Annotated in this window: 13 protein-coding genes; 8 read left to right on the forward strand and 5 right to left on the reverse strand. The window is 64.5% G+C overall.

Going from position 1 to position 15,770, the window contains the following annotated elements:
* Positions 1-64: 64 nt before the first annotated feature.
* Positions 65-973, forward strand: a complete 909-nt coding sequence (ppk2, locus tag IEW02_RS03145) for a polyphosphate kinase 2 (RefSeq protein ID WP_188543220.1) — start codon at positions 65-67, stop codon at positions 971-973.
* A gap of 76 nt (positions 974-1,049) precedes the next feature.
* Positions 1,050-1,835 carry an alpha/beta fold hydrolase gene (locus tag IEW02_RS03150; protein ID WP_188543221.1) on the forward strand — a complete coding sequence of 262 codons (786 nt, stop codon included), beginning with the start codon at positions 1,050-1,052 and terminating at the stop codon, positions 1,833-1,835.
* On the opposite strand, the gene IEW02_RS03155 is transcribed toward IEW02_RS03150, so the two are convergent.
* Both IEW02_RS03155 and IEW02_RS03160 read right to left on the reverse strand, forming a co-directional pair.
* Positions 1,825-3,855, reverse strand: coding sequence for a prolyl oligopeptidase family serine peptidase (locus IEW02_RS03155; protein ID WP_371829903.1), 2,031 nt, complete (start codon positions 3,853-3,855; stop codon positions 1,825-1,827). The genes IEW02_RS03150 and IEW02_RS03155 overlap by 11 nt on opposite strands.
* Before the next feature lie 24 nt (positions 3,856-3,879).
* The gene (locus IEW02_RS03160; protein ID WP_188543223.1) at positions 3,880-4,851 is read right to left on the reverse strand and encodes a glycoside hydrolase family 26 protein; all 972 of its coding nucleotides are present in this window, start codon (positions 4,849-4,851) and stop codon (positions 3,880-3,882) included.
* A gap of 274 nt (positions 4,852-5,125) precedes the next feature.
* Here IEW02_RS03160 and IEW02_RS03165 point away from each other — a divergent pair, with 274 nt between their 5' ends.
* The 6 genes from IEW02_RS03165 (at position 5,126) to IEW02_RS03190 (ending at position 12,466) form a co-directional block, all read left to right on the forward strand.
* Positions 5,126-6,679 carry a glycosyltransferase family 2 protein gene (locus IEW02_RS03165; RefSeq protein ID WP_188543224.1) on the forward strand — a complete coding sequence of 518 codons (1,554 nt, stop codon included), beginning with the start codon at positions 5,126-5,128 and terminating at the stop codon, positions 6,677-6,679.
* The gene (locus IEW02_RS03170; RefSeq protein WP_188543225.1) at positions 6,676-8,202 is read left to right on the forward strand and encodes an ArnT family glycosyltransferase; all 1,527 of its coding nucleotides are present in this window, start codon (positions 6,676-6,678) and stop codon (positions 8,200-8,202) included. The genes IEW02_RS03165 and IEW02_RS03170 overlap by 4 nt, the downstream gene beginning before the upstream one ends.
* A 10-nt stretch (positions 8,203-8,212) precedes the next feature.
* A complete protein-coding gene (locus IEW02_RS03175; protein WP_188543226.1) occupies positions 8,213-9,172 on the forward strand; it encodes a dipeptidase in 960 nt (319 codons plus the stop codon).
* A gap of 24 nt (positions 9,173-9,196) precedes the next feature.
* Positions 9,197-10,045, forward strand: coding sequence for an aldo/keto reductase (locus IEW02_RS03180; protein WP_188543227.1), 849 nt, complete (start codon positions 9,197-9,199; stop codon positions 10,043-10,045).
* A gap of 96 nt (positions 10,046-10,141) precedes the next feature.
* Positions 10,142-11,545 carry a dihydrolipoyl dehydrogenase gene (gene lpdA / locus IEW02_RS03185; protein ID WP_188543228.1) on the forward strand — a complete coding sequence of 468 codons (1,404 nt, stop codon included), beginning with the start codon at positions 10,142-10,144 and terminating at the stop codon, positions 11,543-11,545.
* An 84-nt stretch (positions 11,546-11,629) separates the two neighbouring features.
* Positions 11,630-12,466, forward strand: coding sequence for an alpha/beta fold hydrolase (locus IEW02_RS03190; protein ID WP_188543229.1), 837 nt, complete (start codon positions 11,630-11,632; stop codon positions 12,464-12,466).
* A 10-nt stretch (positions 12,467-12,476) separates the two neighbouring features.
* Here IEW02_RS03190 and atzF read toward each other — a convergent pair whose 3' ends face one another.
* The 3 genes from atzF to IEW02_RS03205 are packed head-to-tail and all read right to left on the reverse strand — an operon-like array spanning position 12,477 to position 15,686.
* A complete protein-coding gene (atzF, locus tag IEW02_RS03195) occupies positions 12,477-14,195 on the reverse strand; it encodes an allophanate hydrolase (protein WP_188543230.1) in 1,719 nt (572 codons plus the stop codon).
* Positions 14,196-14,252: 57 nt separating this feature from the next.
* Positions 14,253-14,792 (reverse strand): carboxymuconolactone decarboxylase family protein, encoded by a 540-nt coding sequence (locus tag IEW02_RS03200; protein ID WP_188543231.1) that lies wholly within the window; start codon positions 14,790-14,792, stop codon positions 14,253-14,255.
* Between the two features lie 39 nt (positions 14,793-14,831).
* Positions 14,832-15,686, reverse strand: a complete 855-nt coding sequence (locus IEW02_RS03205; protein ID WP_188543232.1) for a YdcF family protein — start codon at positions 15,684-15,686, stop codon at positions 14,832-14,834.
* Between the last annotated feature and the right edge of the window lie 84 nt (positions 15,687-15,770).

The raw sequence follows: 15,770 nt of genomic DNA on the forward strand, positions 1-15,770 counted from the left end.
CCGTGGTTCGTTGTTCACCGAGTGGTCACCGAATCGTTGCCGACTCGGTTTAGCGTCTGCGCTCGTGACCGATATCGACGATCGTTTCGACGCCTTCTCCGCCGTCGACCTCTCCGACACCTCCCGCTTCACGGTGCGCGACGACGACGACGACGATCCCGTGCTGCTGACCGTTCCCGACGGCACCATCGTCGACACCTGGCGCGAGGACTACCCGTACCCCGAGCGCATGACGCGCGACGAATACGAGATGCAGAAGCGGCTGTTGCAGATCGAGCTGCTCAAGCTGCAGATGTGGACGAAGGACACCGGCAAACGTCACGTCATCGTGTTCGAAGGGCGCGACGCGGCCGGCAAGGGCGGCACCATCAAGCGGTTCATGGAGCACCTGAACCCGCGCGGCGCTTCCGTTGTGGCGCTGGAGAAGCCGTCGCCCCGCGAGTCGACCCAGTGGTACTTCCAGCGGTATGTCGACCACCTGCCGGCGGCCGGCGAGATCGTCATGTTCGACCGGTCCTGGTACAACCGCGCCGGTGTCGAGCGCGTGATGGGTTTCTGCTCCGACGAGCAGCACGCCCTGTTCCTGAAGCAGACCCCGCTCTTCGAGCGCATGCTGATCGACGACGGAATCAGCCTCACGAAGTTCTGGTTCTCCGTCTCGCAGCTCGAGCAGCGCACCCGCTTCGCCATCCGCCAGGTCGATCCGGTGCGCCAATGGAAGCTGTCGCCGATGGACCTCGCCTCCCTCGACAAGTGGGACGCCTACACCCGTGCGAAAGAAGAGATGATCGGCGCGACCGACACCGATCTCGCCCCCTGGACGACGGTGAAGAGCAACGACAAGAAACGGGCCCGCATCAACGCAATGCGCTTCGTGCTCAACAAGTTCGACTACGCCAACAAGGACGTCGAGGTCGTCGGTCCGACGGATCCGCTCCTCGTCGGCCGGTCGCGGGACGTGATCGGGGAGTAGGCGCCTTCGGCACACGGGTGCGAAAAGGCGTGTCGGTGGACTCTTTTCCACACCCGAGCAGGCGTAGCCTGCCTCCATGGAAACGGTAGCGGTACAGGTCGGTCACGGCACCGTTCTGACCGTTCGGTTGCACCCGGGTCCGGAAGGCGCCCCGGTGGTGGTGATCGCGCCGGGTCTGGGGGTGCCGCCCAGTTACTACGATTTCGTGGCGTCCGGCTCGGTGAAGCGAGGGTTCAATTCTGCGACACTGGAATTGGGTTCCGGCGGCTACCAAGAGCTGGTCGGCGTCGACTTTCCGGCCATGTTCGAGGTGGTCCGAGAGCGATTCGACCGCAGCACTCCTTACCTCCTCGGCCACTCACTCGGTGGCCACCTGTCCATGATGTACGCGGCGCGTATTCGCGGGCGGCTCGGCGGACTGGCCCTGGTGGCATCGGGATCACCCTTTCATCGTGGGTACGGAGTGCGTTCGGCAGGAATGTATCTCGGCGCGACGGCGGTGTCGTTGACCGCTGCTGTCGCCGGGCACTGGCCCGGAGATCGGCTGGGAGCGCAGGGTTTCGGACGTCAGTCGAAGGAGCTGGTGTCCGACTGGTCCCGCTTCGCCCGTTCGGGAAAGATCGACCCGGTCGGAGCCGACATCGACTACGAGGAGCGCATCGCGCGGCTCACACTGCCAGTGCTGTCCATCTCGATCGAGGGCGACGACCAAACTCCTCCGCGGACGACGAAGAATCTCGTCGAGAAGATGCCGAAGGCGGACGTGACCTCGTGGCACGAGCCGAAAGACTTGGGGCACAACGGCTGGATCGCCGATTCGTACGGGGTGGTCGAGCGGGTGGCGCAGTGGATCAAGCAGTGAGCGTGTTCCACAACCAGTCGTAGGCGAGCGCCGTCTTGAACGCCAACTGCTTGTTGTCCGCCGCCCCGCCGTGCCCGCCCTCGATGTTCTCGTAGTAACGCACGCTGTGGCCCTGCTCTTCGAGGACCGCGGCCATCTTGCGTGCGTGCCCGGGGTGGACGCGATCGTCGCGGGTCGAGGTCATGATCAGGATCGGCGGGTATGCCGCGTCGGCGTCCACGCGCTGATAGGGCGAGTACTCGGAGATGAACGCCCATTCGTCGGGATCGTCGGGATCTCCGTACTCCGCAACCCACGACGCGCCGGCGAGGAGCAGGTGGTAACGCTTCATGTCCAACAGCGGAACCTGACACACCAACGCGCCGAACAACTCCGGATACGACGTGAGCATGATGCCCATCAGCAGCCCGCCGTTGCTGCCGCCCTGCGCACCGAGCTGCGACGGTGTGGTGATGCCGCGTTCGACGAGGTCCCGCGCCACCGACGCGAAATCCTCACCGACCTTGTGACGACCGGCCCGTAGTACCTGTGTGTGCCAACTCGGCCCGTACTCACCGCCGCCGCGGATGTTGGCCACGACGTAGGTTCCGCCGCGTTCGAGCCATGCCGAACCCATTGCGCCGCTGTAGGCCGGGGTCATGGAGATCTCGAAACCGCCGTAGCCGTACATCAACGTGGGCCCGGGGCCGCCTTCGCGCTGTCGCACGACGAAATACGGAATCGACGTTCCGTCGTCGGACGTCGTGAAGAACTGTTCGACGTGCAGACCGGTCGCGTCGAAGAACGACGGTGCCTGCTTCAGCGATTCCGGTTCCGTACCGAGCGGACCGACCGAACCGAAGAGAAGCGTTGCGGGCGTGAGGTATCCGCTCGAGTTGAGGAAGTACTCGTCGCCGCCCTCGTCGCTGTCGGTGCCGATGATCTCGATGTCGGTGAGTTCGGGCAGGCCGGTCATCGGCAGCGCGCTGAACCCGTCGTCGGTCAGGGTGCCGACCAGAACCGTCGATTTCACATCCCGTAGAACCACCATGAGGAGGTGGTTCTCGGTCCACGCGTACTGGTGTAACGAGGTGTGCTCGTCGGGCGCGAACAGCACCCGCAACTCACGCGAGCCGGCCAGGTACTCGTCGAACTTCGCGGCGAGCAGTGTGCCGGCGGCATGCTCGGTCCCGTCGACCGACCACGGCGTCATCGTGCGAATCAGGAGCCAGTCGCGGTGAACGGATGCGGACGCGTCGGTCGGGACGTCGACGAGCACCCGAGTCCCGTCGTCCCGCAGGAGGTACAGCTCCGAGTTGAAGAAGTCGGTGGCGCGCTGAGCGAAGCTGCGTTCGTAGCCGACGGTGTTGTCGTACCAGGCAGAGACGGCCACGTCGGAGGTCTCGCCCTCGAAGACCACGTCGGCGGAATCGATCGGTGTCCCTCGACGCCAGCGGACGGCGAGCCTCGGGTATCCGGAGTCCGTCAGGGTTCCTTCTCCGAGGTCGGTCCCGAGGAAGACCGTGTTCTCGTCGATCCAACCGATGTCCGTCTTCGCCTCGGGGACGACGAAACCGCCGTCGCCGGCGTCGCGGAACGTCCTTGTGGTGAGCGAGAATTCACGCACGACGGACGCGTCGGCACCTCCGCGGGAAAGGGTGACCAGGGCGAATTCCTGCGCGGGCCGCAAGATGGCCGCGCCCTTCCACACCCAGTTCTCTCCCTCGCTTTCGGCAAGTGCGTCGAGGTCGACGAGGGTCTCCCACTCGGGGGAGTCGGATCGGTACTGCGCCATGCTCGTGCGACGCCATACGCCTCGTGGGTGGTCGGCGTCCTTCCAGAAGTTGTAGAGGTGACGGCCGCGTGCTCGGACGTACGGGATTCGTGCGTCGGTGTCGAGGATGCTGCGAATGCGATTCTCGAGATCGGTGAACGTGGACCCCGACGCGAGGTCGGACACCGTCGCATCGCTGTGGGTGCGCACCCAGTCGAGCGCGTCGTCGCCGGTCACGTCTTCGAGCCAGAGGTAGGGATCAGTCACATCGACCACTCTGCCCCATGCGAGTCACCAGGAGGTGAGGGCGTCTTTCGCAGCCTGCAACGTGTCGTCACTGCTGTCGAGCAACCAGTTCGCCTCGCCGGCCTTGGAGAAGTCGAACCACAGAACGCCGCGAACAGAGGTGGACGAGAGATAGGAGAAGAGGTCGCGAATCCACTGAGCCTTGTCACCCAACGTGTCCCCGGATCCAGTCTCGTAGATCCAGACGGGCTTGCCGTTCCCGACTCGGTCGGCCATGTCGATCGCGCGGCCGAACAGGTCCTGCGGGCTCTGCCAGAACTCGCCGGCCGCGCCGCCGTTGTATCCGTCGATGCCGATCACGTCGACGTAGGTGTCACCGGGATACGTCGATGCGGCGGTGTCGAGGGCCCCGTCTCGTCGGCTCGACGAATCGAACGACCAGACCCATTGGACCTTGGTGGCGCCGGAGCTCATGAAGATGTCGTGCACGTGCCGGTAGGCCGATACGAAATCCGCGGCTGTGTTCCCACCCACACCGACCGCCCACGGATACCATGTGCCGTTCATCTCGTGGCCGAACCGAATTTGCATGGGCTTTCCGAACTGCGCTGCAGCGGTTGCCCAGCTTCGGATGTAGTCGTCGAATTCTCCTGCCGCGATACGAGACGGCCGGAATTCCGTTGCGGTGGGATCGTTCTGCGGATTCCACGGCTCCCACGTGACGGCGGGCATGACACCCGCATCGTCGATCTTGTGCAGAACATCGACGTCGAGCGGCTGTTCCCACGCCCACGCCTCGAAGAAGTTGATGACGTCGAGCGGCCGGTCCAGGGTCTGCGCCGTCGCGAGCGCGGTGTCGACGCCCGACTCGGGTCCCTCGGAGGACAGCCCGAAAACGCGTGGAACGTCCGGTCCGGACCCTCCGCATGCAGCAGCGGTGACCGCGAGCACTGTGGTGAAGATAACAGCCGCAACGGTTTTGGCAGTTCTGCCCGAGCCCGTTCGCATGTGTGTCATCCACTCGAACAGTACGCGGAAAAATGCGGACGAAACAAACCATGCGTAGGGTAAGCGGTGCAATTACGGTTCATCGGTCATCGTCGCCCGTGCCGCCGCCACTCTCGCCCACTCACTGTCGATGGGCGACGAGTCTCCTACCTCGGCACTTACTCTCTACAACGCTGATCGTGTCCAGGGGGGCACCGACATGACCGCTGTGTTCTCGCGTACTGCCGCGCCTGCTGTCGATAGAACTCGTTCTATCGCAACAGGATCGGACACGCTCGCGGGTGTGGACCTACCGTCTCCACCCACCGATCACGAACGTGATTCCTACCTCGCCGCGTCGTACCGGTGGGTCCCGATCGCGTCCGCGTTCGGCGGATTCCTGACGACGGTGAGCCTGCTGTACCTCGTCGAGAGCCAAGTGTGGGCCATTCCCCTGCTCGTCCCGCTGGCCATCTCGATCCTGGGCATGGTCTTGTCGCTGGTCTCGTCCCTGCAGCTCCGCCGAGACACCCTGTCCGGACACATCGCGCGGGTCAGGTCCTACGCGCCCCGCGACTACCCCAGCGTGGACGTGTTCCTGCCCAGTGCAGGCGAAGACCTCGCCGTCATCGAGAACACCTTCGGTCACGTCGCGGCAATGGAGTGGGACGGTGAACTGACCGTCTACGTTCTCGACGATTCAGCGCGTGACGAGGTCCGCGAACTCGCCGAGTGGTTCGGGTTCGAGTACCGCACACGCGAGAATCGCGGCTACCTCAAGAAGGCCGGCAACCTCATCTACGGGCTCGAGCAGTCGAGCGGCGACTTCGTGGCGATCTTCGACGCGGACTTCGTTCCTCGCCCGGACTACCTCTACGAACTGATGCCGTACACCGCGGAACCGGACGTCGGCATCGTGCAGAGTCCTCAGTACTTCGACACGGACAATCGCAGCAACTGGGTCAAATATGCCGCTGCGACAACACAAATCCTGTTCTACCGGTGGATTCAGGCATCGCGTGACCGCAGCGATTCGGCCATCTGTGTCGGCACCTGTGCCATCTATCGACGGGCCGCGCTGGACACCATCGGCGGATTCCCCCGCATCGGGCACAGCGAGGACGTGTACACGGGCACCCAGCTGGCAGGCCAGGGCTTCCGCACGCGCTACGTGCCGGTCATCGTCTCCAAGGGATTGTGCCCGGAGACGCTCGACCAGTTCTCGACTCAGCAGTACCGGTGGTGCACAGGTTCGATGAGCCTGTTGTTCTCCAAGGACTTTCACCGCTCGAAGTTCACTCTCATGCAGCGGTTGTCGTTCTGGGCCGGGTTCCTCTACTACATCGACACGGCCCTCGCCGTGTTCATCGTGGCGCTGCCGCCGATTCTCATGGCCGTCATCGCGCCCGACGCCGTGTCCGTCGAGAACTACCTCTTCGTGTTCATCGCGCTCGTGGTGCGCCAGGCGATGGTCCCCGTGATCACGATGGGGCGTGAATCGAACATCGGGCTCACCAGAATTCAGACCCTGTACTCCTTTGCGCACGCCATCGCGTTGTTCGACTCGATCCGCGGCCGCACGGACGCGTGGCAGGCAACGGGCGTCAAAGGGCGCTCGCCCACGCCGCGTCGCGTCAAGCGACTGGCCACGTCGTGGATCCTGTTGGTGCAGGTTCTGATGTGGGGAACCGCGATCTGGCGGGGCGCCGAGTACGGATGGATCGACTACGCCCCGATGATGGCGTTCGCGTTCCTCAACCTCGCCATCTCGTATCCGATCCTGTTCTGGCGTACCGATTTCCACGCGGCCGCCGACCCGATGACACCGCGACGACTGATGAAGGGACTGGTGGCATGACCGCCGTCGACTTCCACGTTCGGTCGGACCACGACGTCAGGCCCACTCGCACGGCCCGGCGTTCGGCGCAGCCCCGCCGCCGACCGTTCTCGTCCCCGTGGTTGTGGCTGACGATCATGTGCGTCGGTTCCATCGCCCTGTCCTTGCGGCCGGGGTCGAATCCCAACCCGTTCCAGGACGAGGGTCTCTACCTCTTCATGGGTCACCGGATGCTCGAGCACATCACCACGGGCGCCCACCTCGCGGAGTACCCGGGGACGTATTTCTCCGGTGCTCCCGGCGTCTACCCCATTCTGGGCGCACTCGCGGATTCGGTGGGAGGTGTTCCCGCAGCGCGCTTTCTGAGCTCGCTGTTCGTGTGCGTGGCCATCGTGGCCGTGTACGGCATCGGGTCTCAGCTCTACGGCAAGGTGGCCGGTCTGGTCGGTGCCGGCGCGTTCGTGCTGTGCGGCTCCGTGATCTTCGTGTCCCATCTGGCGACGTTCGATGCCATGGCCATGGCCACCGTGGCGCTCGCGTTGTGCCTCGCGATCCACAGTGCTCGCGTCGATCATTTCCTGTGGGCGCCGGTCGTCGGTGTCATCCTGGCCTTCGGTTTCTTCGTCAAATACGCTACCGCGGTGTACATCCCGGGTGTCGCGGTCGTCGGTGGGCTGATCGTGGCGACGCGCATCGGGTGGGGCGCCGCCACTCGGGTGATCGTCGTGCTCGCCAGTGCGGTCGCGGTGACGTTCTTCGTGGTCATCTTCTGGGCGCAGGACCTGAAGGTGGGAATCCTGTCCACCACCGCCGAGCGCACACCCATCTCACCGCAGCCCCCGCTCGACATGCTCGGTGACATCGGCATGTGGGTCGGCCCGTGGCTGCTGCTGGCCGTACTCGGCGCCGTGGTGCAGTACCGGCGGTGGCCGATCGGGTTGGCGCTGTTGCTGTTCTCGGTCGTCGGGCCGCTGCAGCAATTGCGGATCGGTGAAAGCACATCACTCGCGAAGCATGTTGCGTTCGGACTCGTGTTCGCGGCGCCGCTCATCGGCGCGCTCGGGGCGGCGCTGCTGCGCATGTCCAAGTGGATCGGCATCCCGTTCGTCGGGATCGTCGCGGGGTCGCTGCTGTACTCCGGACTGATCAACTCGCACACGTTCGCCACCGGGTGGGTCGACGATCGAGAGATGGTGGCGCAGTTGAGCGTCGACGTCGCCAGGTCGCCCGGCAAGGCGATCCTGGGTGAGGAACCCTCCGCACAGCGGTACGCCCTGCGCGAGGAGACCGATCCCGCCCAGTGGAACGACACGTTTTCGTTCCTCTACGGAGGAAAGACCGGAGAAGCTGCCTACTTCGAAGCCATCGACCAGTCCCATTTCGGCACCATCTACCTGACGACGGACACGGCGAACGGCAAGGCGATCAACACGTACCTGACCGACACCGAGACGCCCTACCGACTGTCGTCGAAGGTGCCGTTCTACCGCTACGGCGAATTCGCCGGGTACTACCTGGTGTGGACCCCGAAGGTGTTGGGCTAGTTTCACCCCTGTGACCTACCTGTGGGAGCAACACACCTGCCTGCCACTGGAATCGACGGCGGACATCACCGAACTGGCGCGCTACCCGGCGCATTCCTACCTGTCGGTGAACGTCGGATACTCCCCACACTCGTCCGACGACGCGAACGCACTGCTGGACGACTTCCAGCGAAAGGCGTTGGACGACGGCCGCTTCGACCTCGTGTCGTCGGTCACCGACATCGACGAGGCGCGGGCAGCGGGTCGTCGGGCGCTCGCGTTCGACCTCGAGGACTCCGGTCCCCTCGACGGCGACCTGGACAACGTCCGGCACTTCTACACGCGCGGGGTGCGGTCGCTGCTCCCGTCGTACAACCACGCCAACGCAGCGGGGTGCGGATGCCTGGACGCAACCGACACCGGGCTGACGCGATACGGCCGCGACCTCGTGCGGGAGATGAACGCCGTCGGCATGTTCGTCGACGGATCGCACTGTTCGGCGCAGACGGGACTGGACATCTGTTCGGCAACCGAGGCGCCGATGATCTACAGCCACTCCAACTTCGCGTCCGTGTGGGCCCACCCACGCAACATCACGGACGAGCAGGCGCGGGCGTGCGCGTCGACCGGCGGGGTGATCGGGATCAACGGGGTAGGCATCTTCCTGGGTGTCAACGCGGCAGAGCAACGGCGCGAGCGGGTCGAGGCCATGGCCGATCACGTCGAGTACGGAGTCGGCCTCGTCGGTATCGCTCATGTCGGCGTCGGCTCGGACTACTCCTTCGATCACGAGGAGTTCAACGCCGCGCTCATCGCACACCCCGAGGCGTTCTCCGACGAGTACACCAAGTACGGCCCGTTGCGGTGGGTGCCGCCGGAAGACACCGTCACTGTGCCCGATGTGCTCCGCGGGAGAGGGTTCGACGACGCTGCCGTCGACGCGGTGTTCGGCGGAAATTTTCGCCGTATAGCCGGGCAGGTGTGGAAATAGCGCTTCGGTGGGTACAACGGAGTCATGAACACAGTTCCTGACATCACCCTCAACAACGGCAAGACCATCCCGCAGCTCGGCTTCGGCGTCTTCCAGATCGACCCGGCCGACACGGCAGCAGCAGTGCGCACGGCCCTCGAAGTGGGCTACCGCCACCTCGACACCGCCGAGATGTACGGCAACGAGAAGGAGACGGGCCAGGGCGTCCGCGACGCCGGCATCGACCGCAGCGACGTCTTCATCACCAGCAAGCTCAACAACGGCTTCCACAAGCCCGACGATGCGCGGCGCGCGTTCGACGAAACCCTCGAGAAGCTCGGCTCGGACTACGTCGACCTGTTCCTCATCCACTGGCCGCTGCCGACGCAGTACGACGGCGACTTCGTGTCCACATGGAAGGTTCTCGAGGAGTTCGCGAAGGACGGCCGCGCACGCAGCGTGGGCGTGTCGAACTTCCAGCAGGCGCACCTCGAGCGGCTCGAGCGCGAAAGCGATCTGATCCCGGCGGTGAACCAGATCGAGGTGCACCCCTACTTCACCAACGGTCAGGTACGGGCCTACGGCGAAGGTAAGAACATCAAGACCGAAGCCTGGTCTCCGATTGCGCAGGGCAAGGTTCTGGACGACCCGCGCATCACCGAGGTCGCGAACGACGTGCAGAAGAGCACTGCGCAGGTGGTGCTGCGCTGGCACATTCAGCGGGGCGACATCATCTTCCCGAAGTCGGTCACCGAGAAGCGTGTTCGCGACAATTTCGACATCTTCGACTTCGAGCTGAGCGATCGTGCGATGGAGGACATCACGTCGCTCGACAAGGGCGAAGATGGTCGCACGGGCCCGAACCCCGACACGTTCGACATGATTCCCAAGTGACGGTCGGCTGAAATAAAAGCACGAAAGGTCCGGTTACCCATGGGTAGCCGGACCTTTCAGTATGTGTCCGCAGTAACCGGACTAAGGTGATTCACCGTGACCTCACACTACGACGTCGTTGTCCTCGGAGCCGGCCCCGGCGGTTATGTCGCTGCTATCCGCGCGTCACAACTAGGGCTGAAAACCGCCATCGTCGAGAAGAAGTACTGGGGCGGTGTCTGCCTCAACGTGGGCTGCATCCCGTCGAAGGCTCTTCTCCGCAACGCCGAACTCGCGCACCTGTTCACGAAGGAGAAGAAGACCTTCGGAATTTCCGGCGACGCGTCCTTCGACTTCGGCGCTGCGTACGACCGCAGCCGCAAGGTGGCGGACGGTCGCGTCAAGGGCATCCACTTCCTGATGAAGAAGAACAAGATCGATCAGTTCGACGGAGTGGGTAGCTTCACCGACCCCAACACCATCGAGGTCGACCTCAGTAAGGGTGACACCGAGACCCTCACCTTCGACAACGCGATCATCTCCACCGGCAGCGTCACCAAGCTGCTGCCGGGAACCGAGCTGAGCAAGAACGTCGTCACCTACGAAGAGCAGATCATGGAGAAGGACCTGCCCGGCTCCATCCTCATCGTCGGCGCCGGTGCGATCGGCATGGAGTTCGCGTACGTCCACACGAACTACGGCGTCGACGTGACCGTCGTCGAGTTCCTCGACCGCGCCCTGCCGAACGAGGATGCGGACGTCTCCAAGGAGATCGAGAAGCAGTACAAGAAGCTCGGCGTCAAGATCAAGACGGGCGCCGCAGTGCAGTCCATCGACGACGACGGCAGCAAGGTCACTGTCACCATCAAGAACAACAAGTCGGGCGACGTCGAGACCGTCACCGTCGATCGGGTCATGCAGTCCGTCGGCTTCGCACCCCGCGTCGAGGGCTACGGACTCGACAAGGCCGGCGTCGAACTGACCGAGCGCGGTGCCATCGGTATCTCGAACGTCATGCAGACCAACGTCCCGCACATCTACGCGATCGGTGACGTCACGGCCAAACTGCAGTTGGCGCACGTCGCCGAGGCGCAGGGAGTTGTTGCGGCAGAGACGATCGCGGGCGCCGAGACCCTTCCGATCGACGACTACTCCATGATGCCGCGAGCCACGTTCTGTCAGCCGCAGGTCGCCTCGTTCGGGCTGACCGAGCAGCAGGCGAAGGACGCGGGCCACGACATCAAGGTCGCCACGTTCCCGATGACCGCCAACGGCAAGGCACACGGCCTGGGCGATCCCACCGGCTTCGTCAAGCTCATCGCCGACACGAAGTACGGCGAGCTGATCGGTGGGCACCTCATCGGGCCGGACGTCTCGGAGCTTCTTCCCGAGCTCACGCTTGCGCAGAAGTGGGACCTCACGGTCACCGAGCTGGCGCGCAACGTGCACACGCACCCCACCTTGTCCGAGGCGCTGCAGGAAGCGATCCACGGACTTGCGGGGCACATGATCAACTTCTAGGCGCCTGCGGCACACGGGTGTGAAAAAGAGTGCTCCGACACTCATTTTCACACCCGTGCGCGAAGCGCACCAGGAGAGGCGCGGATGCCCGACATCGACCTGAGTTGCGGCACGATCGAGTACGGGGACACCGGTGGAGACGGCCCTGTCCTGGTCTTTCTGCACGGCCTGACGATGGACGGCACGCTGTGGCGTCACGTCGTCGACAGGTTGCAGCCCGAATATCGTTGTATCACACCGACATTGCCCCTCGGTGGCCACCGGCGACCCATGAATCCGGACGCAGACCTGTCCCTGCTCGGCATGGGACTGCTCGTCGGCGAATTCGTCGAGCGACTCGATCTGTCCGGCGTGACGCTGATCCAGAACGACTGGGGCGGAGCGCAAGTGCTCATCGCGAACGGTCCGACCGACCGGATCGCACGTCTCGTCCTGACCGCCTGCGAGGCTTTCGACAACTACCCACCGGGCATCTCCCGGAAGATGCTGACGGCTGCGATGCGGATCCCGGGCGGCGGCGCCGTTCTCATGAATGCGCTGCGTTTCACCCCGATCAGGCGAGCGCCCGGATCGTGGGGATGGATGAGCAAGAGGCCGGTCCCGAAAGCTGTCATGGACAACTGGTTTCGGCCGGCCACCACCGAACCTTTCATCCGACGAGATCTACGAAAGTATGTTCTGTCGGTGCCGGACGAAGAAACGCTGCTGAGGTGGGCGCAGGACAACGCGTCGTTCGCCAAGCCGGTGTTGATCGTTTGGGGTACCGAGGACAAGGTGATGCCCATCGATCATGCTCGTCGACTCGCACAGCTGTACCCGGTGAGCACCCTCGTCGAGCTCGCCGACACGTACACCCTGATACCGGAGGACCGGCCCGACGCGTTGGCGAGAGAGATAGGGGACTTCGTCCCTCGGGTGTGAAAAAGAGTACTCAGACACTCTTTTTCACACCCGTGTGCGAAGCGCAATACGCCCTCCACCCGCCGAACTCCGTGATGTCGGTGCCCTTCTCGGATGCGTCGCGTGAACAGCAGAACCCGAGAACCCAACGGCCGTCGGACAGTTCGACTCGGGTGAGCCCCATGGGAACAGGCAGGGCAGCGAGGAACGTACCGAGGTGCGCCGGGGCCATTCGGTGGACCTCGCCGGCGATGGGGGCGCCCTCGCCCGGTTCGTGACGGACCAACCCCGGTTTCGGTGGGTCCGTGTGCAGGTCGACCAGGCGGTACGCGTCGGAGGTGGTGACGTCGCCCATGAAACGTGCTCTGCGCTCCGACAATTGGGATGCGGCGGGGAATCCGCGGAGATGCGCACCGACGACGAGCACATCGATGCCCTCGTCGCTCAGCGTGGTCGGCGGGGCGCCGACGATCCGAGCGGCGACGTCGACGGCGACCTGATCGGCGAACGCTGGAGTCACCACCATGACTCCGAACGGGTGACCGTCTGCGGTCCGCTCACCGGGGACGGACACGGCGGCCATGTCGAGGAGGTTGCAGAAGTTCGTGAACGTCCCCAGACGCCTGTTGATGCCGATCGGATCCTGTTGGACGGCAGCGATTGTCGGGTGTTCGGTGGTGGTCGGTAGCACCAGGGCGTCGACGTCGGCCAGCAGGTCTATAGCAGTTCGTCGTGCCGCCGCGAGCGTCGACAGATCGCCGACGTAGTCGTGCGCCGACGGGCTCTTCGCACCTCGGACGATCGCCGCCACGGTTGGGTCCAGGCCGGCCGCACCCGCGTCGACGAACTCGCCGACGGCTGCGTAGCGCTGTGCCACGATGGCACCGTCGTACAGCAGGAGAGCTGCGTCGAGGAGCGGTGCGATATCGACCTCGACCGTATCGAAACCGTTGTCCACCATCGATTTCACGGTGCGGTCGAACGCATCGCGGTACTCCGGCGACAGGGCCGTCCGGTCGACCGACGTGGGGATCGCGACGGTCGGCGCCGTGGATGCGGCCAGGGGAACGGTCGCCGGCCAGGCGCGGCTGCGCGGGTCACCTCGATGTGTGCCCACCATGTGCCGGGTTGCGGCGGTCGCGGTGGCGAGGTCGGCCGCGAACACGGTGACGGCGTCGTAGTCGACGCACGCCGGGACCACCCCGGCGGTCGGGACCAGGCCGAGAGTCGTCTTGATTCCGACGATTCCGTGAAATGCCGCGGGGACGCGACCGGACCCTGCTGTGTCCGTGCCGATTCCGATGTCGGCGATCCCGAGAGCGACGGCCACCGAGGAGCCCGAGCTGGATCCGCCGGAAATCCTCTCCGGATCCCATGCGCATCGGACGGCGCCGTAGGGGCTTCGGGTGCCGACCAGTCCGGTGGCGAACTGGTCGAGGTTGGTCTTGCCCAGCACGAGAGCACCCCGCTCGATCAGTCGGGCGATCGCAGGTGCGGTGACCGTGGGGGTGTACGCGAACTCGGGGCAACCGGCGGTGGTCGGCAGTCCGGCCACGTCGATGTTGTCCTTGACCGCGACGACCGTACCGGCAAGCGGGAGCTCGGCACCGTCCGCAAGGCGTGCTTCGACTGCTCGGGCGTCGGCGAGGACGTCGTCGCGCGAGCGCAGAGTGATCCACACTTCCGGACGGTCCACCTCGTCGATGCGTTCGAAGGCAGCGTGGACACGCTCGGTAGGCGACGTCGTCATAGCTCGAAACTCTACGAGCGCGGGATTTCTATCAAGTGATAGAAAGTAAAGAGGGTGTTACTGGAAGTCGCGCTCGATGCGCAGTGTCCCGATGACGGTGGCCAACCCGTCGTACTGAGTGACGAGCAGGCAGAACTCGATCATGCGACGGTCGTCGAAGTGCGCGGCCAACGAGGCCCACGATGCGTCGGACAGGTTCTTGGTTTCCAGCAACTCGTCCACGGACGACAGGATGGTGCGCTGACGTTCCGAAAGGCCCTCTGCTGCTGGTCCTTCGAAGATTCGCTCCCGCAGCTCCGCCGTCACTCCGGCTCGCTTGCCGATGCGAATGTGGTGATCGAGCTCGTACCCGCAGTCGCGTCGATGGGCAACCCGCAGGATGATCGTTTCGGTGTCGTGTCGGTTGATCTTCCCGCCGGGCATCAATTTGCCGCTGTAGAGAAGCCACGCCTGGAAGAGCGAGCCCGTGAGGCCTAGCGTGTTGAAGAGGTTCGCAGCAGGAACCTTGGCCACTTTGGCGGCGATCTTGGTCAGCCCCAGGTTGACGACGCCCAGGTCTTTCAAGCGCGTGCCCGACGGTATCCGCGGAGTAGTCACAGACGCTGAACTTACCCGACGGTAAGGACTCCGACGGCTCTAGTAAGTACGAGGTATTCCGAGGACTTTTGTGGCGTCGACCGTCAGACCGAGCCGGGAGGTGGGTTTCAGGACGGGCACATCGGGGGCGTCACCCGAGGAGAGCGCCCCAATGACGTCGGCTCCGGCGATCACGAAGTCCGAGGTAGCGCGTCGAATGTGGTTGGCGGACGTGGCGAGGACGACGGTAGAAGCGCCCACCGACTCGAGCATCGCCACCGTGTTCAGTGCGTTCTGCACCGTCTGATTCGCCTCGGTTTCGGCGTGCACCCGAGCCGGGTCGATTCCCTGCTCGACGAGCCACTCGCGCATGGCCTCACCCTCGGCGACACCGTTCTGGCGGTTTCCGCCGGTGACGATGACGGGCGATTCGGGCGATGCCTCGGCACCCGTCAGGCCGGCCTTCAGACGTTCGATCAGTTCCGGTCGCATCGATCCATCCGGCAGCAGTCCGAATCCGAGAACCACGATCGCGGTGTCGGCGCCGTCCAACGTCGGGGCGTAGTCGATGGTCGATTCGGCTGCGGTGGCGATGGTGTCGAGCGCGCCGCGCACGCGTGAAGCCAGGTCGGGATCGAGGGTGTCCAGACGGGTCAGAGCAGCGTCGCGGGCGTCGACGTCGCCGCTCGCATTTGCGTAGAAGGATTGCAAGGCAACGATGTTCGCGTCGTTCGGGGCTGCTGAGGTCAACGCGTCGAGCGCGGCGAGTCCCGGCTCGTACTTGCCGGTGACGAGATCCGCTTGCGCCGAGTTGTACCCGTCGGCGGGCGCGAGGACGGCATCGGCGTGGGCGACGGGAGCGAACGCGACAAGCAGTGCCGCGGCGGCCACGGCACACGACACCCTGAGCTGCATCGTGTGACAGTAGCGTACTCATGAGGTGTGTGTGAAGCATGAGGCAGAAGTTACATCTGTGTCATTTGCGTTCGTATGCAACGG

It is taken from the genome of Rhodococcoides trifolii (genome assembly GCF_014635345.1).
GTDB lineage: Bacteria > Actinomycetota > Actinomycetes > Mycobacteriales > Mycobacteriaceae > Rhodococcoides > Rhodococcoides trifolii.

What these genes read in the sequence shown, in the direction of transcription:
- IEW02_RS03205 (WP_188543232.1), bottom strand. Translation starts at nt 15,686, where the DNA reads ATGCAGCTCAGGGTGTCGTGTGCCGTGGCCGCCGCGGCACTGCTTGTC.
- IEW02_RS03150 (WP_188543221.1), top strand. Translation starts at nt 1,050, where the DNA reads ATGGAAACGGTAGCGGTACAGGTCGGTCACGGCACCGTTCTGACCGTT.
- IEW02_RS03190 (WP_188543229.1), top strand. Translation starts at nt 11,630, where the DNA reads ATGCCCGACATCGACCTGAGTTGCGGCACGATCGAGTACGGGGACACC.
- atzF (WP_188543230.1), bottom strand. Translation starts at nt 14,195, where the DNA reads ATGACGACGTCGCCTACCGAGCGTGTCCACGCTGCCTTCGAACGCATC.
- IEW02_RS03180 (WP_188543227.1), top strand. Translation starts at nt 9,197, where the DNA reads ATGAACACAGTTCCTGACATCACCCTCAACAACGGCAAGACCATCCCG.
- IEW02_RS03160 (WP_188543223.1), bottom strand. Translation starts at nt 4,851, where the DNA reads ATGACACACATGCGAACGGGCTCGGGCAGAACTGCCAAAACCGTTGCG.
- IEW02_RS03170 (WP_188543225.1), top strand. Translation starts at nt 6,676, where the DNA reads ATGACCGCCGTCGACTTCCACGTTCGGTCGGACCACGACGTCAGGCCC.